This is a genomic window from Nocardia sp. NPDC057663 (assembly GCF_042799895.1).
Lineage (GTDB): Bacteria > Actinomycetota > Actinomycetes > Mycobacteriales > Mycobacteriaceae > Nocardia.
The window spans coordinates 424,635-443,856 of the sequence record NZ_JBHVHX010000003.1 but is presented as its reverse complement, the minus strand read 5'-3'; the positions used below and the strand labels follow the sequence as shown (position 1 = coordinate 443,856).

Annotated in this window: 15 protein-coding genes; 9 read left to right on the top strand and 6 right to left on the bottom strand. The window is 69.3% G+C overall.

Translation table 11 applies throughout. The annotated features are described in order from the left end of the window. Positions 1-58: 58 nt before the first annotated feature. The 7 genes from ACFVAV_RS10115 to ACFVAV_RS10085 all read left to right on the top strand — a co-directional run bounded on the left by ACFVAV_RS10115 (position 59) and on the right by ACFVAV_RS10085 (position 8,406). The gene (locus ACFVAV_RS10115; protein WP_379032887.1) at positions 59-439 is read left to right on the top strand and encodes a BlaI/MecI/CopY family transcriptional regulator; all 381 of its coding nucleotides are present in this window, start codon (positions 59-61) and stop codon (positions 437-439) included. Positions 440-503: 64 nt separating this feature from the next. Continuing rightward, entirely contained in the window at positions 504-1,442 is a 939-nt protein-coding gene (locus ACFVAV_RS10110; protein ID WP_379032884.1) for a M56 family metallopeptidase, read from the top strand. Positions 1,443-1,697: 255 nt separating this feature from the next. Next, positions 1,698-3,173, top strand: a complete 1,476-nt coding sequence (locus ACFVAV_RS10105) for a DEAD/DEAH box helicase (protein ID WP_379032880.1) — start codon at positions 1,698-1,700, stop codon at positions 3,171-3,173. 158 nt (positions 3,174-3,331) lie between these two features. After that, positions 3,332-4,204: a DMT family transporter gene (locus ACFVAV_RS10100; RefSeq protein WP_379032877.1), complete on the top strand. Its 873-nt coding sequence runs from the start codon at positions 3,332-3,334 to the stop codon at positions 4,202-4,204. A gap of 42 nt (positions 4,205-4,246) precedes the next feature. Further along, positions 4,247-5,683: a GuaB1 family IMP dehydrogenase-related protein gene (locus ACFVAV_RS10095; RefSeq protein WP_379032874.1), complete on the top strand. Its 1,437-nt coding sequence runs from the start codon at positions 4,247-4,249 to the stop codon at positions 5,681-5,683. A 310-nt stretch (positions 5,684-5,993) separates the two neighbouring features. Then, complete coding sequence (locus ACFVAV_RS10090) at positions 5,994-7,349, top strand: hemolysin family protein (RefSeq protein ID WP_379032871.1); 1,356 nt, start codon at positions 5,994-5,996, stop codon at positions 7,347-7,349. Further along, complete coding sequence (locus ACFVAV_RS10085; RefSeq protein ID WP_379032868.1) at positions 7,342-8,406, top strand: hemolysin family protein; 1,065 nt, start codon at positions 7,342-7,344, stop codon at positions 8,404-8,406. The genes ACFVAV_RS10090 and ACFVAV_RS10085 overlap by 8 nt, the downstream gene beginning before the upstream one ends. A 23-nt stretch (positions 8,407-8,429) precedes the next feature. Here the strand turns inward: ACFVAV_RS10085 and ilvD are convergent, their stop codons facing one another. Beyond that, entirely contained in the window at positions 8,430-10,121 is a 1,692-nt protein-coding gene (ilvD, locus tag ACFVAV_RS10080; protein ID WP_379032865.1) for a dihydroxy-acid dehydratase, read from the bottom strand. A 330-nt stretch (positions 10,122-10,451) separates the two neighbouring features. On the opposite strand from ilvD, the gene ACFVAV_RS10075 reads away from it, so the two are divergent. Then, positions 10,452-12,008, top strand: a complete 1,557-nt coding sequence (locus ACFVAV_RS10075) for an FAD-binding oxidoreductase (protein WP_379032862.1) — start codon at positions 10,452-10,454, stop codon at positions 12,006-12,008. 6 nt (positions 12,009-12,014) lie between these two features. On the opposite strand, the gene ACFVAV_RS10070 is transcribed toward ACFVAV_RS10075, so the two are convergent. The 4 genes from ACFVAV_RS10070 to ACFVAV_RS10055 form a co-directional block, all read right to left on the bottom strand. Then, positions 12,015-12,833: a cyclase family protein gene (locus tag ACFVAV_RS10070; protein ID WP_379032859.1), complete on the bottom strand. Its 819-nt coding sequence runs from the start codon at positions 12,831-12,833 to the stop codon at positions 12,015-12,017. Between the two features lie 97 nt (positions 12,834-12,930). Then, the gene (locus tag ACFVAV_RS10065; RefSeq protein ID WP_379032856.1) at positions 12,931-15,018 is read right to left on the bottom strand and encodes a xanthine dehydrogenase family protein molybdopterin-binding subunit; all 2,088 of its coding nucleotides are present in this window, start codon (positions 15,016-15,018) and stop codon (positions 12,931-12,933) included. Continuing rightward, the gene (locus ACFVAV_RS10060) at positions 15,015-16,007 is read right to left on the bottom strand and encodes an FAD binding domain-containing protein (RefSeq protein ID WP_379032853.1); all 993 of its coding nucleotides are present in this window, start codon (positions 16,005-16,007) and stop codon (positions 15,015-15,017) included. The genes ACFVAV_RS10065 and ACFVAV_RS10060 overlap by 4 nt, the downstream gene beginning before the upstream one ends. Further along, positions 16,004-16,507 carry a 2Fe-2S iron-sulfur cluster-binding protein gene (locus ACFVAV_RS10055; RefSeq protein ID WP_379032850.1) on the bottom strand — a complete coding sequence of 168 codons (504 nt, stop codon included), beginning with the start codon at positions 16,505-16,507 and terminating at the stop codon, positions 16,004-16,006. The genes ACFVAV_RS10060 and ACFVAV_RS10055 overlap by 4 nt, the downstream gene beginning before the upstream one ends. A gap of 287 nt (positions 16,508-16,794) precedes the next feature. Between ACFVAV_RS10055 and ACFVAV_RS10050 the strand changes: the two genes are divergently transcribed. Beyond that, the gene (locus tag ACFVAV_RS10050; RefSeq protein ID WP_379032847.1) at positions 16,795-17,262 is read left to right on the top strand and encodes an SRPBCC family protein; all 468 of its coding nucleotides are present in this window, start codon (positions 16,795-16,797) and stop codon (positions 17,260-17,262) included. Between the two features lie 155 nt (positions 17,263-17,417). Here the strand turns inward: ACFVAV_RS10050 and fadD11 are convergent, their stop codons facing one another. Continuing rightward, positions 17,418-19,217 carry a fatty acid--CoA ligase FadD11 gene (gene fadD11, locus ACFVAV_RS10045; protein WP_379032845.1) on the bottom strand — a complete coding sequence of 600 codons (1,800 nt, stop codon included), beginning with the start codon at positions 19,215-19,217 and terminating at the stop codon, positions 17,418-17,420. Positions 19,218-19,222: the final 5 nt, after the last annotated feature.

The following is a 19,222-nucleotide window of genomic DNA, read 5'->3' as shown; positions in this document are numbered from 1 at the left end:
CTCCCGTTACGACGATCTGTAGTACGCATCTTTGTCGTTGAGTCCGTAAAATTGTGGGATGGCAGGACTCGGCGAACTCGAAAAAGCGGTCATGGACCAGTTGTGGTCGGCCGACGAACCGCAGACGGTGCGGCAGGTCCACGAAGCACTGGCCGCGCGGCGTGAGCTCGCGTACACGACAGTGATGACGGTGCTGCAGCGGCTGGCGAAGAAGGATCTGGTGGTGCAGCAGCGCGACGATCGCGCGCACCGATACGCGCCCGTGCACAGCCGCGACGAGCTGGTCGCGAGCCTGATGTTCGACGCATTGCAGCAGGCCGACGCGGCAGGCAGCCGCGCCGCCGCCCTGGTGCACTTCGTCGAGCAGGTGGGCAAGGACGAGGCCGATGCGCTGCGGGAGGCACTCGCCAAGCTCGAATCCGACGAGAAGAGCAGCTAGACTCCCTGGCGGCTCTCACAACGACGTGAGCGCCCCTGGTCCCACAACGCAGTGAGCAGAGTCGATGAACGCAACCGCGGCAGTCTTCGCCGGTCTCGCCTTGCTTCTCGCAGGGCCGGTACCAGCGTTGCTCAGTCGCGCGACCTGGGTGCATCGGTCCCCGCGCGCGGCACTCGTGCTGTGGCAGGCGATCGCGCTGGCCGCCGTGCTCAGCGCCTTCGGATCCGGGCTGGCCATCGCCAGCCTCCTACTCGTCCCCGGCCCCGACGGTAGGCCGACCACCTCCCCCACCAAGGAGATCGACGCGCTCGGTCTGCCGCTGTGGACGGTGTATGTCACCGTGTTCGCGCTGACCCTGATGATCGGCGCCCGGCTCATGTTCTCCATCGTGCGCGTCGGCGTGCACACCCGTCGCCGCAGGTCCCGGCATCGCATGCTGGTCGACCTGCTCGATCAGAGCGGCCCGGTCCGCCGCGCCGCCGATATCCGCGTGCTCGCCTCGACCGAGCCCATCGCCTACTGCCTACCCGGGCTGCGCCAGCGCGTCGTGCTCAGCGAAGGCACGCTGACCAGCCTCGACGACGCCGAGGTCACCGCCATCGTCAGTCACGAGCGCTCGCATCTGCGGGCCCGCCACGACCTGGTGCTCGAGGCGTTCACCGCCGTGCACGAGGCGTTCCCGCGGGTGGTCCGCAGCAAGGCCGCGCTCGGCTCGGTGAAGCTGCTCATCGAACTGCTCGCCGACGACTCCGCGGTGAAGGTCACCGGCCCCAAGCCGCTGGCCCGCGCGCTGGTCACCTGCGCGAAGTCGACCGCGCCGCAGGGCGCGCTCGCCGCGGGCGGACCGAGCACGCTGATCCGCATCCAGCGGCTCGCGGGACGCACCGGCGACGTGAGAGTCGCCACCGCCGCCTACCTCGGCTCGGCCGCCATCCTGGTCGTGCCGACGCTCGCCGTCGCGGTGCCGTGGCTGCAGGAGCTGAACCGGCTCTTCCGCGGCTGACCTGGCGATTCGCCGCCCTTCCCCCGACCGGGAAACCGGTCAGCCGCAGCACTCGCGCACCCGGCTTCGAGGGTCGAACAACCACCGGTACAAACGGTCGTCTGACCAGCATGTTTACCCACGCGACGGCAATCCCGCCTATCCTGGGAGCTCGGTCCTTCCTGCTGGGCCGCACCCCGTGCACGCCCCGCGCGTATCCGGGTCATCGGCGCCGGACATCTTCCAGCGCGATGCGCAGCCCAACGAAAGGCCATTTTGTCTACCTCCACGCGTCCCGACGCCACCTTCGCAGAACTCGGTCTGCCCGTCGCACTGGTGCAGACCCTGCGCAATGCCGGCATCGAGAAGCCCTTCCCCATCCAGGCCGCCACCATCGGCGACGCGCTCGCCGGGCGTGACGTGCTCGGCCGCGGCCCGACCGGCTCGGGCAAGACCCTGGCCTTCGGCCTGCCGATGCTGGCCCGCCTCACCGGCGCGTCCGCCAAGCCGGGCCGCCCGCGCGGCCTGGTGCTGGTGCCCACCCGTGAACTCGCGACCCAGATCGAGCGCGCGCTCGACGAGGCCGCCCTCTCGCTGGGCCTGCGGGTGGCCTCCGTCGTCGGCGGCGCGCCGATCAAGCGCCAGGCCGACCGGCTCGCGCGCGGCGTCGACCTGCTCATCGCCACCCCCGGCCGCCTCGACGACCTGATCAAGCAGCGGGCCGCGGACCTGTCCGACGTGACGATCACCGCGCTCGACGAGGCCGACCACATGGCCGACATGGGCTTCCTGCCCCAGGTCACCCGCCTGCTCGACCGCACCCCGAAGGACGGCCAGCGCCTGCTGTTCTCGGCCACCCTCGACGGTGACGTCGACAAGCTGGTCAAGCGCTACATGCACCAGCCGGTGACCCACTCCACCGCGCCGCCCGAGGCGTCGGTGACCACCATGTCGCACCACCTGCTCTACGTGCGCGACAAGAACGTCAAGCGCTCGGTCGCCACCGAGATCGCCGCCCGCGACGGCCTGACCATCATGTTCGTGCGCACCAAGCACGGCGCCGACCGCCTGGCCAAGCAGCTGCGCGGCGCCGGTGTCGCGGCCGGCTCGCTGCACGGCGGCAAGGCGCAGAACAACCGCACCCGCACCCTGGCGGCCTTCGCCGACGGGTCGGTGCCGGTGCTGGTCACCACCGATGTCGCCGCGCGCGGTATCCACATCGACGGCGTCTCGCTGGTCGTGCACTTCGACCCGCCCGCCGAGCACAAGGCCTACCTGCACCGCGCGGGCCGCACCGCCCGCGCCGGTGAGGACGGTGTCGTCGTCACCCTCGTCACCGACGAGGAGCGCAAGGACGTCGCCGCGATGACCCGCAAGGCGGGCGTACAGACCGACGGCGTCGAGGTCCGCCCCGGCGACCGGAAGCTGGTGGAGATCACCGGCGCCCGCAAGCCCAGCGGGATCGCGCTGGCCGCGCCTGCCGCCCCGGCGCAGGTCAACGCGCCGAAGTCGGCGAACGGCGGCCGCCCGCGCCGTGGCAGGTCCGGTGGCGCACCGGCTTCCGAGGCGGCCCAGGGCCACAGCCGTGGCGCGGGCGCACCGCGCCGGGAACGTCCGGCAGGCGAGTCCAGGACCCACAAGCCCGCGGGCACGGGTGGACACGCCCGCAGCGGCGACACGCCGACGAATTCACGTCGTCGGGCCGCGCGTCCGGCGGGTACGGCAGCCCGCCGCAACCGCTCGGCAAACTGAATCATCGCGGGGCCGAACCGATTACGGTTCGGCCCCGCTGCTCTTTCCTGGACGGCCGATCCGGGACCGTGCGCTCCGGCCGATGACGCTGTCATGGCGCCGGCGACTCACCGACGGCGGACCGGCCCTGCCGCCCACGGATCCGCCACACTGACCTCGTGACGTACCGTCCGATCGCCGCGATCGTGTTCGCCCTCGTCGCCGCGCTCCTGTTCGCGGTCTCGTCGGTGGCGCAGCACCAGGCGGCCGCGGCCGTCCCGGAGGGATCCGCGCTGGTGCGGTCCCTGCTCCGGAGCAAGCGGTGGTGGGCCGCGATCGTCGGGGATGTCGGCGGGTACGGCATGCAGGTGCTCGCCCTCAGCGTCGGCGCGGTACTGGTTGTGCAACCGATTCTGGTGAGCTCGCTGGTCTTCGCGCTGCCACTGTCCGCGCGAATGAATCATCAGCGGATCACCGGACGGGCCGCCGCGACGGCACTGGTCCTCGTCGCCGCCCTGGTCGTGTTCCTGATCGTCGGCGACCCGACCGCGGGCGAGGAGACCGCGCCGCTGCGAGAGTGGCTGGTGCCCTTGACGATTCTGCTGAGCATCGTCGCGGTCGCGACGCTGGCGGGGTTCCTGCTCCATAATCCGTCCTCGCGGGCGCTGTGTCTGGGACTCGCCGGTGGCGCGCTGTTCGGCCTGGCCGCCGCGCTCACCGACCGGGTGGTCACCCTGTTCGGCGACGGCCCCGGCAGCGTGATCACCGGCTGGCAGACCTGGGCCTTGGTCGGGGCCGGGCTGCTCGGCTTCTACCTGCAACAACGGGCGTACCAGGCCGGCCCGCTGGCCGCGTCGCTGCCCGCCGCGGCCGTCGCCGAACCACTGGCCGCCGCGTTCCTCGGTCTCACCGCCCTCGACGAGCAACTACGCACCGACGGCGTCGGTCTGGTGGTCGTCGCCGTCTGCGTCGTGGTGATGTGCGTGGCCACGGTCGCGCTGTGCCGGACCGAGGCGGCACCGCTGTCCGATGCACGAGAACCCGTGCGCTGAGGTCTCGCACACGCCGACCCTCACCGGGCTATCATCGGCCAAGTGCGATTTCTTCCGGGACCCCAGCCGCCGTATGACCTGACCTACGACGACATCTTCCTCGTCCCGAACCGGACGGATGTCGCGTCCCGGTTCGATGTGGACCTGGCCACCGTCGACGGATCCGGCACCACCATCCCCCTCGTGGTCGCGAACATGACCGCCGTCGCGGGAAAGCGGATGGCCGAGACCGTCGCCCGGCGCGGCGGCATCGTGGTCCTGCCCCAGGATCTGCCGATCCCGGCGGCCGCCGAGACCATCGCGTTCGTGAAGAGCCGCTCGCTCACCGCCGACACCCCCGTCACCCTCGACCCCCAACGGTCGGTATCCGATGCGATGGCGCTGATGCACAAGCGCGCGCACGGCGCTGTGGTCGTCGTCGAGGACGGCAAGCCGGTCGGTGTGGTCACCGAGGCCGCCTGCGCCGATGTCGACCGGTTCGCGCGACTACGCGAGGTCGCGCTCACCGATTTCGTCCAGGCCCCCGTGGATCTGTCCCCGCGCGAGATCTTCGACCGGCTCGCCGAGGACCACGCCCAGCTCGCCGTGCTGACACACACCGACGGCACCCTCGCAGGCGTGATGACCCGCACCGGCGCGATCCGCGCCGGCATCTACACCCCCGCGGTCGACGCGAACGGGAAGCTGCGGGTCGCCGCCGCCGTCGGCATCAACGGTGACGTGGCCGCCAAGGCGAAGGCGCTGGCCGAGGCGGGCGCCGATGTGCTCGTCCTCGACACGGCGCACGGCCACCAGACCAAAATGCTCGAATCGTTGCGTACCGTCGCCGAACTCGGGCTCGGACTGCCGCTGGTCGCGGGCAATGTGGTCTCGGCCGAAGGCACCCGCGATCTGGCCGAGGCGGGCGCGACGATCATCAAGGTCGGTGTCGGCCCCGGCGCCATGTGCACCACCCGCATGATGACCGGCGTCGGCCGCCCGCAGTTCTCCGCGGTGGCCGAATGTGCCACGGCCGCCGAAGAACTCGGCGTGCACGTCTGGGCCGACGGTGGCGTGCGGCATCCGCGCGACGTCGCGCTGGCACTCGCGGCGGGCGCGTCGAACGTGATGATCGGCTCCTGGTTCGCCGGCACCTACGAATCCCCCGGCGACCTGCGCGTCGACCGGGACGGCAACGCCTACAAGGAAAGCTTCGGCATGGCCTCCAAGCGCGCCGTCGCCGCGCGCACCGCCGCCGACAGCGGCTTCGACCGGGCCCGCAAGGCCCTGTTCGAGGAGGGTATCTCCAGCTCGCGGATGCGCCTGGATCCCGAGCGCCCCGGCGTCGAGGACCTCATCGACCACATCTGCTCTGGCGTGCGCAGCTCCTGCACCTACGCGGGCGCCCGCTCGCTGCCGGAATTCCACGAGCGCGCCGTCCTCGGTGTGCAGTCCGCGGCCGGTTTCGCCGAGGGCCGCCCCCTGCCCAGCGGCTGGTGACTCCCGCCTGACAACGGCCGACCGGAACGGCAGTTCCGGTCGGCCGCCGTCGTTTCCGGACCTGTCCGCCCGTCTGCGCGGCGCCGGCCCGCGCCGCTGACACACCATCGGTGGGGACCGATTACTATGGAGTTGCCGATCTCGGCAGCGCTTTTTCCCACCGCGAAAGGATCCAGTTGTCACCCGCGTCCAAGGGCGCCACACAGGAGGGTTCCTCTACGGAGCCGGGTGACCAACCCGGCGTCCTCCTTTTCGCAGCGTCCGTTCGATCTCTTGGTTTCCCCGCCGCACCGCTCGGGTGGTGCTGAGGATGTCCATCGTTCTGACCGTGCTCAGCCTGATCGGTTTCGTGGCACTCACGCTCGGCACCGCACTGTTCGTCGCCGCCGAATTCTCCCTCACCGCGCTGGAACGCAGCACCGTCGAAGCGGCGGCCCGCGCAGGTGACGTCCGGTCCCGGCTGGTCAAGCAGGCCCATCACACCCTGTCGTTCCAGCTCTCGGGCGCCCAGCTCGGCATCACCATCACCACGCTCGTCACCGGCTTCATCGCCGAACCCGTGCTGGCCCGGCTGCTCGACCCGCTGCTGGACGCGGCCGGGCTGAGCCCGAGTGCCGCGCACGGTGTGGCCCTGGTAGTCGCCCTGGTCCTGGCGACCTCGCTGTCGATGATCTACGGCGAGCTGGTGCCCAAGAACATCGCCATCGCCAAGCCGATGGCGACGGCCCGGTTCACCGCGGGCCCGATGGTCGGGTTCTCGGCCATGTTCAAATGGCTGATCCGTTTCCTCAACGGCGCCGCCAACTGGATCGTGCGCAGGCTGGGCATCGAGCCCGCCGAGGAACTGCGCTCGGCCCGCTCACCGCAGGAGCTCGGTTCGCTGGTGCGCACCTCCGCCCTGCGCGGAGCCATGGATCAGCGCACCGCGCAGGTGATGGACCGCTCGCTGGAGTTCGGTGAGCGCAGTGCCGAGGACCTGATGACACCGCGCGTGAAGGTCGAATCGCTCAACCGCGACGACACCATCGCCGACCTCATCGCCGCCTCCGCCCGCACCGGATACTCCCGGTTTCCGGTCATCGACGGCGATCTCGACAACGCGCTCGGCGTCGTGCATGTCAAACAGGCGTTCACCCATCCGGTGCATCTGCGCAAAAAGATCCCGTTGAGCCGGCTGGCCGTCGCCGTGCCGATCGTGCCTGCGAGCCTCGACGGCGACGACGTCATGGAGCGGGTCCGCGCCGACGGCATGCAGGTGGCGCTCGTCGTCGACGAGTACGGCGGCACCGCGGGCCTGGTGACCATGGAGGACCTCATCGAGGAGATCCTCGGCGACGTGCGCGACGAGCACGACGAGGAGGAACGCGATGTGCGCCGGGTCTCCGACGGCTGGGACTGCTCGGGCCTGATGCGCATCGACGAGGTGTCGCGGGCGACCGGATACGAAGCGCCGGACGGTGAATACGAGACATTGGGTGGTGTGGTACTGACCCAGCTCGGCCGGATCCCGGCCACCGGCGACGAGGTGGTGCTGCCCGAATCCCGCGGTTCCGGCGGCGGCTGGATCGCCCGGGTGGAACGGATGGACGGGCGGCGCATCGACCGGGTGCGGTTGATCCCCGTCGACGCGGCGTACCTGGCGGCACGGGAGCACAATCATGGGTGACCTGTTCGGCATCGTGCTGACCTTCGTACTGCTGGCGGGCAACGCGTTCTTCGTCGCCGCCGAGTTCGCGCTGATCTCCGCCCGCCGCGACCGGCTGGAAGCCCTTGTCGCCCAGGGCAAGAAGAACGCGAAGACCGTCATCGAGGCGGGCGAGAACCTGTCGATCATGCTGGCGGCGGCCCAGCTCGGCATCACCATCTGCTCGATCCTGCTCGGCCGGGTCGGCGAGCCCGCGGTGGCGCATCTGCTCGAGCGTCCGTTCGACCTGGCGGGCCTGCCCGATCAGCTGCTGCATCCGGTGGCGTTCACCCTCGCGCTCACGGTGGTGGTGATCCTGCACATCCTGCTGGGCGAGATGGTGCCGAAGAACATCGCGCTGGCCGGTCCGGAACGCTCGGCGCTGCTGCTGGTGCCGATCCACCTGGTCTGGCTGCGGATCGCGCGCCCGCTCATCGCGCTCTACAACTTCCTCGCCAACATCTCGCTGCGGGCGATGCGGGTCGAGCCGAAGGACGAGCTGGACGCGACGGTGTCGACGGTGGAACTGGCCGAGATGATCGGTGAGTCGCGCTCGGAGGGCCTGCTCGACGAGGAGGAACACCGCAGGCTCACCCAGGCGCTGGGCACCTCGGAGCGGATCGTCGGCGATGTGATGGTGCCGTTGGCGCAGGCGCGCTCGGTGCCGTTGCGCGGCAACGGAACCACGCTCGGCGATATCGAGGCCGCGGTCGGCGAGACCGGCTTCTCCCGGTATCCGGTGCGCGCCACCGACGGGTCGCTGGTCGGCTACCTGCATGTCAAGGACGTCCTCGACAAGGTGGCCGACGACACCGCGGGCCCGGAGACGCAGATCCCGCGCACCGATATCCGCCCGCTGCCGACGGTGAGCACCGGCACCACCCTCTACGAGGCGCTGGCCCGGCTGCGCCGCACCAACAGTCACCTGGGCCGGGTGGTGGACGGCCGGGGCAACACGGTCGGCGTGGTGGCGATGGAGGACCTGATCGAAGAGTTCGTCGGGACCGTACGCGACGGGACCCATCGCCTCACCGAATGAGCGGGGTGGCGGTCGCCGCGGAGTTACCCGGTGACCGCTCCGTGCGCGGCCGAGCTGACGAGCTTGCGGTACTTGGCCAGTACGCCCGAGGTGTACTTCGGTGGCAGCGGCTCCCAGCCGACCTTGCGCGCCGCGAGTTCGTCCTGGTCGATCTCGACGTCGAGGATGTGGTTGGCGACGTCGAGGACGATCGGGTCGCCGTCTCGGACGAAGGCGATCGGGCCGCCGTCGACGGCTTCGGGAGCGACATGGCCCACGCACAGTCCGGTGGTGCCGCCGGAGAAGCGGCCGTCGGTGAGCAGCAGGACGTCCTTGCCCAGGCCCGCGCCCTTGATCGCGCCGGTGATGGCGAGCATCTCCCGCATGCCCGGGCCGCCCTTGGGGCCCTCGTAGCGGATGACGACCACGTCACCGGCCACGATCGTGCCGTTCTCGAGCGCGTCCATCGCGGCGCGTTCCCCGTCGAAGACCCGCGCCGTCCCCCGGAAGACGTCGGAGTCGAAACCGGCGCTCTTCACGACGGCGCCTTCGGGGGCGAGGGAGCCGTGCAGGATGGTGAGTCCGCCGGTCTGGTGGATCGGCCGATCGAGGCGCCGGATGACGTCACCGTCGAGGCCGAGCTCGATCGAGGCCAGATTCTCGGCCATCGTCTTGCCGGTGACGGTCATGACGTCGCCGTGCAGGAGGCCCGCGTCCAGCAGTGCCTTCAGCACGACCGGGATGCCGCCGACCTTGTCGACATCGTTCATGACGTAGCGGCCGAACGGCTTGAGATCGCCCAGGTGCGGCACCTTCTCGCCGACGCGGTTGAAGTCGGCGAGGGTGAGACCGACACCGGCTTCGCGGGCGATGGCCAGCAGATGCAGCACGGCATTGGTCGACCCGCCGAGCGCCATGACGATCGTGATGGCGTTCTCGAACGCCTCCATCGTCATGATGTCGCGTGCGGTGATCCCCTGGCGCAGCAGCCCGACGACGGCCTCGCCGGATTTGCGGGCGTACTCGTCACGGCGACGGTCGGGTGCGGGCGGGGCAGCCGAGCCGGGCAGACTCATCCCCAGCGCCTCGGCCACCGAGGCCATGGTGTTGGCCGTGTACATCCCGCCGCACGCGCCTTCGCCCGGACAGATCGCCCGCTCGATGCGGTCGACCTCGTCACGCGTGATCAGACCCTTGATGCAGGCACCGACGGCCTCGAACGCGTCGATGATGGTGACGTCCTTGCCGTCGACGTTGCCCGGCAGCGTCGAACCCGCGTAGAGGAAGACGCTGGCCAGGTCCAGCCGCGCGGCCGCCATCAGCATGCCCGGCAGGCTCTTGTCGCACCCGGCGAGCAGCACCGACCCGTCGAGTCGCTCGGCCATCATGACGGTTTCGACGGAGTCGGCGATGATCTCGCGACTGACCAGCGAGAAATGCATGCCTTCGTGGCCCATCGAGATCCCGTCGGATACCGAGATCGTGCCGAACTCGAGCGGGTAACCGCCGGCCGCGTGGACGCCCTCCTTCACCGCGTCGGCCAAGCGGTCGAGCGAGAGATTGCAGGGGGTGATCTCGTTCCAGCTGGACGCGACACCGATCTGCGGTTTGGCCCAGTCCTCGTCACCCATGCCGACAGCGCGAAGCATGCCACGGGCAGCGGTCTTCTCGAGTCCGTCGGTGACATCCCGGGAGCGCGGCTTGATGTCGATCGACGGGTCGGTATCGGATGCCATGGGACAAGCCTACGACCCACGAAAGGCCGACCGACGCCATCGCCGCGCCCACACGCGTGGCGTGTCCTTGCCCGTACTCCAGGACTGCGCGCAGATGTGGAGAGATTGTGGGAGGTTTCCGGGGATTTCGAGGAGATGGCAGCCAAGGGCGCGGGCCGGAGTTTCGACGCCGATTACTGTGGGCGACATGCTCGGCCGGGTGGGGCGCGCGAACGGATTCGTGATCGAGGAAGGTCTGCGCATTTCCCGCCGCCAGGCCGCCGACGCACGGCCGGTTCCGCTAGTGTCCGAGCAGGTTCGCCTCGAAGGGCGCCGGTGGGAAGGAATCCGATGTCGCTGTCACGTCGGCAATTGATCACCGCGGCCGCGGTCGGCGGTTCGCTCGCCGCGCTCGGAATGCCGGCCGGCCACGCGCAGGCTCCTGTTCCCGGTGCGGGCGAGTTCGCGTCGCTCGCCGCGCGTGGCTACAACCGGCGGTTCCAGGCCGACCCGGCCAAGATCTACGCACCCACCAGTACCGAGGAGGTGCGCAGCGCTGTCGCCAGGGCGGTCACCGCGGACTCGCGGATCGCGGCGCGCTCGGGCGGACACTGCTTCGACGACTTCGTCGACAACGCGCAGACCCGGACGATCATCGACCTCGGCCGGCTCGACACGGTGTCTTGGGACGAGCACCACCGCGCCTTCTCGGTCGACGCGGGCGCCGATATCGGCACGGTGTACAACGCATTGCACCGGTGGGGCGTCACGGTGCCGGGTGGGATCTGCCTCGGGGTCGGGATGGGCGGTCATGTCTGCGGTGGCGGCTACGGTCCGCTGTCCCGGCGGTTCGGGCTCGTCGCCGACCATCTGGCCGGGGTGGAGGTCGTCACCGTCGACGACGACGGTGACGCGAAAATCGTTGTCGCGACCAAAGAGGGACCCGACCACGACCTGTGGTGGGCGCACACCGGTGGTGGGGGCGGAAACTTCGGTGTGGTGACCCGGTTCCTGCTCCGATCTCCCGAATCCGACGGCTCCGACCCGGCGGCTGCGCTACCGAAACCGCCGGGCGCCATGCTGAACGCGCGGCTGATCCTGCCCATCACGACGGAGGATTCGTTCGTCCGGTTCCTCGGCAACTACCTCGGATTCTTCGAACGGCACAGCGCACCCGGCAATGAATTCGCCGGTCTCTACGCGCCGCTGATGATCAGGACGACCGGCACCGGCGCGGCCGAGATGCTGATCCTGTTCGATGCCGACAAACCCGATGCGCGAAGTCGATTCGACGATTTCGTCGCCACGGTGAGCGACGGCGTATTTCCCCCGCCCTTCCGCACCCCGGTCACCCGACTGTCCTACCCGGACACCGTGTCCCAGGTGTACTACGCGAAGAGCGTGAACACCACCCGGGTCAAAGCGAAGGCCGCCTACCTGCGCAAGGCCTACTCCCCCGACCAACTCCGGATCTTCTACCGCTACCTCACCGATCTGCGCTTCCTCGGCGAATCCCAGCTCGAATTCCTGCCGTTCGGCGGCGCGATCAATGCCGTCGCCGCCGATGCGACAGCCATGCCCGCGCGGGATTCGTTCATGAAGATGCTGATCCACGCATCCTGGCGACTGCCCTTCGACGACGACCGGTACCTGCGCTGGGCGCGCGAGATGTACCGCGACGTCCATGCCGAAACCGGTGGCGTTCCGGTGCCGAACGAGACCTACGGCGGCAGCTACATCAACTATCCCGACCCCGACCTGACCGACGCCGCGTGGAACACCTCGGGCCTACCGTGGCACGCCTTCTACTACGGCGACAACTATCCGCGACTGCTCCAGGTCAAGAAGACCGTGGATCCGAGAAATGTCTTCCAGCACCGCCTTTCGGTCGGCCGACCGGACTGGTGACGCCGATCAGGTGAGGGCGAGCACCCGGCACGGCCCACCGGTACCGCCCGCATGTTTCGGAGCGCCGACGACGACCGTCGCACCCGTCACCGGTACCGCGGCCAGGTTGGCGAGCATCTCCACCCCGTAGCAACCGGCGCCGAGAACAGCTGTGTGCGCGCCGAATTCGGGGTCGGCACCGCAATCCAGGCTGAGCGTATCGACGCCCACACCGACGATTCCGCAGTGCGTGACAAGGTATTCCGCGGCTTCGGCGGAGAATCCCGGCGCGTGCGGCTTCCCTCGCTCGTCGAGATTGAGGAAGGTCGACGGTCGGGCGATGCGACCCTCCCACCCGGAATACATCGCGACAAAGGCCCGCTCCGGGATCTCCCCGTGTTGCGAGCGCCAACGGTCGATGTCGGCAACAGTCACCACCGCGTCCGCGTCGACGGCGGCCCTGGCACTGATGTCGATGACGACGAGCGGCGCGACGAGGTCGTCGACGGCGAGGGCCTCCGTCGTGGTGGCGCCGGGTATCCGGTGGGCGGGCGCGTCGATATGGGTGCCGGTGTGCTCCCAGTACCCGAGCGCGAACTGGCCGAACCCACCCGACGCATGCCAGGCCACCGGCACCATGACCATCGGCGGGTTTCCCGGCCAGACCGGCAACTGGGGTGTCACCGTGTGCGTGAGATCGACGACACCCCCGGAGCGCGGCGCGGCAACAGCCGGCGCGGGTGCCACCGCGGCCAGCGCAGTGGCACCCGCGAGGCCGAGCACAGCCCGCCGACTGGGCCGCGGCGCACCGTCGTGGGCGAGACGAACGATCTCAGGCGAGCACATCGACCTCAAGATAGCCGAACGGACCGGGTCCAGCGCCTGATCAGGGCCGTCGACAAGTCGGGAAAATCTGGCCGGCAACGCGGAACCTGCCCGATGTTCACATCACCCCGAGCAGGTCTTCGAGACGGATCGGCAGATCACGGACGCGCACACCAGTGGCGTGGTAGATCGCGTTGCCCACCGCCGCGGCCGAGCCGACGATGCCGATCTCGCCGATTCCCTTGGAGCCCATGGGGTTGACGTGGGGATCGTGTTCATCGATCCAGCTCACATCGATGTCGCCGACATCGGCGTTGACCGGGATGTGGTACCCGGCGAGATCGTGGTTGATCACCTGACCGAAACGCTCGTCGAATTGGCTCTGCTCGAGCAGCGCCATCGACACTCCCATGGTGATGCCGCCGACGAATTGTGAACGCGCCGTCAGTGGATTGATGATGCGGCCTGCGGCGAAGACGCTGACCACGCGCGGCACCCGGATCTCGGCGGTGTCGATGTCCACCCGGACCTCGACGAAGTGTGCGCCGAAGGCGTGCGTCGAATACCCTTCGCGCGCACGGTCTTCGGGAGCTGCCAGGGTGATCTCGGCACCGTCGGCAGGTTCGGGCCCGTATCGATCCCGAAAGACTTTCGCCGCCGCCACCACGGCAGAGCCCCAGGACGCCATGCCGCTCGAGCCACCCGCGACCGTCCCGGCGGGCAGGCGGGAATCGCCGATCCGCAGCTCGATCCGATGCTGGTCGACACCGAGGGCGTCAGCGGCGATCTGACCGAGGGTCGTCCAGGTGCCGGTGCCGATGTCCATGGCGTCGATCGCGACTTCGTAGCGGTCACCGGTCCACCGCACCCGGGCACTGTTGCCGGCGGCCACCTCGGCCGGATAGGTCGCCGCCGCGACCCCCGACCCGACCAGCCATCGACCCTCCCGCCGCGATCTCGGTGCCGGATCGCGATCCGGCCAGCCGAAGCGCTCGGCTCCTGTGCGGAGGCACTCGACCAGACCGCGGCTGGAGAACGGCCGCCCCGACTCCGGGTCGACCTGGGGTTCGTTGTGGATGCGCAACGCGATCGGGTCCATCCCGAGGGCGACCGCGAGCTCGTCGATCGCCGTCTCGGCGGCATACATGCCCGGACAGTGACCCGGCGCGCGCATCCACGACGTGACGGGCACATCCAATGCCGCGAGGCGATGGGAGGTCGAACGGTTGGTGGCCGAATACATCATCCGGGAGGCGACGGCGGACTGCTCGGCGAATTCCTTGACCTTGGAGACCTGTTCGACCACATCGTGGGCGATCGCGGTCAGCGTGCCGTCCCGGTGCGCACCGAGCCGGACCCGTTGGACCGTGGGCGTGCGGTAGCCGGTGAGCGAGAACAACTGCTGCCTGGTCAACGGCAGCTTCACCGGCCGGCCGTCGGCCAATTTCGCCGCCATCGCCGCGAGCACGATATTGGCGTGCGGTTCGCCCTTGGACCCGAAGCCGCCGCCGACGTAGGGCGCGACGACCTGCACCTGCTCGGGCGCCAGCCCGAACAACGACGCGATCGTGGACCGGACCACATGCGGGCCCTGCGTGGAGTCGAACAGCACCAACGTGTGGTCGGTCCACTGCGCGACGGTGGCGTGCGGCTCCATCGCATTGTTGTGGACCATCGAGGTCGTATAGGTGTGTTCGATCGTGACCGGTGCGAGGCCGAGCGCGGCGTCCACATCGCCGATCGAGGTATCGGTGGCGAAGCCCCCGCTGACGTCTTCGGGCGCGTAGAGGTCGTCCCGGTCCGCGCTCAGGGCGACATCGGCGAAGCTCTCGTCGTAGCTCACCCGGACCTGGGCCGCGGCTTCCCGGGCCACCTCGGGGCTGCTCGCGACGACCGCGCCGATCAGCTGACCCCGGAAGGCCACTTCGTCGTTCTGCAGAATGAACAGCTCGTTGTCGTCGTTGCCGGCCAGCCGCGTGGCATTGTGCCGGGTGAGCACGGCGACGACGCCGTCGATCCGCTCGGCCGCGCTCGTGTCGATCTCCCGCACGCGGCCACGGATGATGGTCGCCTGGATCGGGTAGCCGTGCAGCGGGTCCTGCTGTGGATGTTCCATCGCGTAGGGCGCGCGACCGCGCAGCTTCGCCGGGCCGTCGATACGGGTAGGCGAAGTGCCCATCGCCCGTGGGCGGATCGAGGAGCTCATCGCGCCTCCTGCTCGCTCAGTTCGCGCAGCGTCGCGACGAGGACATTGCGTGCCAACGGGATCTTGAAGGCGTTATGGCGCTGCGGTCGCGCGGCGGCGAGCTCGGCGTCCGCGGCGGCGGCGAAGTGCTGCTCGGTGGCAGCGGTGCCGCGCAATACGTCTTCGGCGGCGCGTGCTCGCCACGGCTTGTGCGCGACGCCGCCGAACGCGATCCGAGCGTCTCGCACGACGCCGTCGGCGATATCGAGCGCCGCCGCCACCGACACCAGCGCGAACGCGAACGACGCGCGATCGCGCACCTTGCGGTAGGTGGACCTGGTGGCCCAGTCGAGCGCGGGCACGTCGACAGCGGTGATCAGGTCGCCGTGTTCGAGCACGGTATCGCGCTCGGGCTCGTCGCCGGGCAGCCGATGCAGGTCGACCACGGGAATATCGCGTTCGCCGTTCGCGCCCAGCACGCGGACCACCGCGTCCAACGCGACCAGCGCCACCGCCATGTCCGAAGGGTGGGTGGCAATGCAGTCGCCGGACGCGCCGAAGATGGCATGTTCCCGATTGAATCCGCCGATTGCCGAGCACCCGCTGCCCGGTGCACGTTTGTTGCACGGCGTGGACGGATCCTGGAAGTAGGCACACCGGGTGCGTTGCAGCAGGTTGCCGCCGGTGGTGGCCAGGTTGCGCAGCTGCGCCGACGCGCCGGCCAGCAGTGCCGACGACAACATCGGATAGCGCGCCAGGATGATCGGGTGAGCGGCCAGATCGGCGTTGCGCACGGCCGCACCGATGCGCACGCCGCCGCCTGGACGCTCGGTCACCTCGTCGAACGGCAGCCTGCTGACGTCGACCAGTCGGCCGGGAGCGATGATCCCGAGCTTGAGATGATCGACGAGATTGGTTCCCGCGCCGAGGAATACGGCATCGGGCTGGGCGAGAACCGCGGCGACCGCCCCCGCCGCGTCGTCGGCGCGCTCGTAGGCGAACTCCCTCATCGCCCGGCCTCCAGGATCGCCGTGACGATGTTCGGGTAGGCCCCGCAGCGGCACAGATTGCCGCTCATCCGCTCGCGGATCTCCTCGGCGCTCAGTTCGATCACGGCCGTCGGGTGGGCGGTCACCTGGCTCGGCGCGCCTGCCCTCATTTCGTCGAGCATGCCGACCGCCGAGCAGATCTGTCCCGGTGTGCAGTACCCGCACTGGAAGCCGTCGTGCGCGAGGAACGCCTGCTGGATCGGATGCAGCTCGTCACCGTCGGCGAGCCCGTCGGCGGTGACGATCGTCGCCCCGTCGTTGGCTACGGCCAGCGCCAGGCAGAGGGTGGCCCGGCGCCCGTCCAGCAGGACGGTGCACGACCCGCACTGCCCGTGATCACACCCTTTCTTCGGGGTCGTCACGCCCAGTTGTTCACGCAGGACGTCCAACAGCGTGGCTCGGGTGTCGACGGTGACCGTCCGGATCTGTCCGTCGATGGTCAAACTGATCTGCGCGCGCATCGGAGATGCCTCTCGCCGGGGGGACACCGATTCCACATCGACCAACGCAGCCGGCCCTTCGGCCCGCTACCAGCTTCTGTCCATCCTTGTGCTCACACGCCCGTCCGCCACGCTACCAATACACAGCCCCGGCCCACTGCGCCGCGGAGTGAGCACCGCACTCTCGTTTGCGCTCTGCGGCTCCGGGTATGGGCCGCACTGTACGAGCTGCCGGGCCGTACAGGCCCGCAATTTCAACCGAATCCGGCCCGTGGCGGTGACGCAGTCGGGCTGGGGAAGGAGTACCAGTGAGCACGGTAGCCGCAACTGTCGATGTGGATGTCCCGGTCCGTACGGCCTACAACCAGTGGACCCAGTTCGAGACATTTCCGCAGTTCATGGAGGGAGTCGAGCAGGTTCGCCAACTCGACGACCGGCACACCCACTGGCGCATCCACGTCGGCCCGTCGACGCGGGAGTTCGACGCCACCATCACCGAGCAGCACCCGGACGAGCGCGTCGCGTGGAGATCCGACAGTGGACCCGAGCACGCCGGGGTCATCACCTTTCACCGCCTCGACGACACCCACACCCGGATCACCGCGCAGATGGAGGTCGACCCGGAGGGGTTCATCGAAACCGCCGCCGACAAGCTCGGCGTGCTGAAGCACCGCGTGAACGGTGACATGAACCGCTTCAAGCACTTCATCGAGGGCGAGGGACGCGAAACCGGTGCCTGGCGCGGCGACATCCCGCGCCCCGATGCCGGGCTCTGAAACCGTAGATCGACCTCGACACGCTGACGGCGGCGACCGGGACTTTCCCGGTCGCCGCCTCGGTGCCGGCGTGCGCGGCTCGAGTGGCCCTGAAGCCGGATGATGCGATAGCGGACCACTGATCGTGGCCGCCATCGAGGCGGGAACTGCGTCGATCAGGCCGGTTCCAGGACGTGGTCGGCCGGGTTCTCGGCATACAGCTCGGCGATCTCGGCCGCGTACTTCTCGGCGATCACCTTCCGCTTGAGCTTCATGGTCAGCGTCACCTCGTCACCACCGGCTTCCCAGAACACCGGGAGAATCCGGAATCGCTTGACCTGTTCGACCCGCGAGAGTTTCGCGTTGCCTGCGGCCACGCCCGCGGCGATCTGCTCGAGCACCTCGGGGTTCACGGCCAGCGCCGCGGCCGAGGCATCGGGCAGATTGTGCTGGGCCGCATACGGTTCGGCGCTCTCGGCGTCGAGCACGATCAAGGCGGTGTTGTAGGGCAGGGCGTCGCCGATCGTGGCCATGGCGCCGATCAGCGGGGTCGCCGCCTTGATGGCGTGTTCGATCGTCGTCGGCGACATGTTCTTGCCCGCGGCGTTGATGATGAGTTCTTTCTTGCGGTCGACCACCCGCAGGTAGCCGTCGTCGTCGACGGTCACCACGTCGCCGGTGCTCAACCAGCCGTCGGCGTCGACGGCTTCGGCGGTCTTCGCCGGCTCACCGCGGTAGCCCTTCATCACCAGCGGGCCCTTGACGAGCAGTTCACCGTCCTCGGCGATCAGCGACTCCATACCGGCCAGCAGCCGCCCGACCGTGCCCAGCCGGGTGTCGCGCGGGTGGCTGACACTGCAGATGCACGACAGCTCCGACATGCCCCAGATCTCGGAGATCGGCACGCCGAGCCCGGCGAAGAAGCCGAGCGTCTGTGGCGGGATCGGTGCGGCGCCGGACAGGGCGAAGCGCAAGCGGTCGAAACCGAGCTTTGCCCGCAGCTTCGACAGCACCAGTTCGTCGGCCTCGGCCCATTCGGCGGCCACCTCGTCGGGGATCGGCTGCCCGGCCAGCTGGTATTCGCTGCGCTTGGCGCCCACCGACAGCGCCCACTGCATGCCCTGCCTGCGCGTCTCGTCGGGTTCGTTCGCGACGACGAATTCGATGGCCGCCTTCAGCTTCTCCCACACCCGTGGCACCGCACCCCAGATGGTCGGCCGCAGATCCGCCAGCGCGGCGGCGATCAGCTTCGGGTCCGGCACCGCGGTGACCTGGGTGCCGAACACTTCCTGGAGGTAGAGCGCGGTGAGCCGGTCGGCGATGTGGGCGCTCGGCATGAACGAGGTGATCGAATCACCGAACTCGAAGCCCAGCACATCACCGAGGCCGTAGGCCTGGAACATCAGGTTCGCGTGCGTCGTCTCGACGCCCTTGGGGTTTCCGGTGGTGCCCGAGGTGTAGATCAAGGTCGCCACATCGCCTGCCTCGACCGCACGCCAGGAGGCGTCGAAGTCGAAATCGGATGCGCCACCGGCGATCATCTCGGCCACCGGCACCGTCCCCTCGACGGCGTCGTCGATGCAGACGATGTGATCCAGCGGGACTCCGCTGTCGCGCAACCGCTGCACGTACTGCGGCTCGCAGATCACCACCCGCGCACCCGCATTGCCGAGCACGTGCGCGAGCTGCTCGGCGGAGAGGGTGTTGTAGACGGAGAACGACGTGGCGCCGACATGCTGGGCACCCACTTCGAGGGGGTAGAACTCGACGCGGTTGCCCATCATCAACGCGACGGTGTCGCCGCGCCGCACCCCGAGCGCCGCCAGACCGGCCGCGGCGTCTCGCACGCCGGCCGCGTATTCGCGCCAGGTCAGGGTTCGCGCGTCACCCGGAGTGCGCAGCGCTACGGCCTCGGGATCGATGGCGGCGTTGTGCTGGAAAGCGGCACAGAGGGTTTCGAAGCGTGGTGTCGACATAGTGT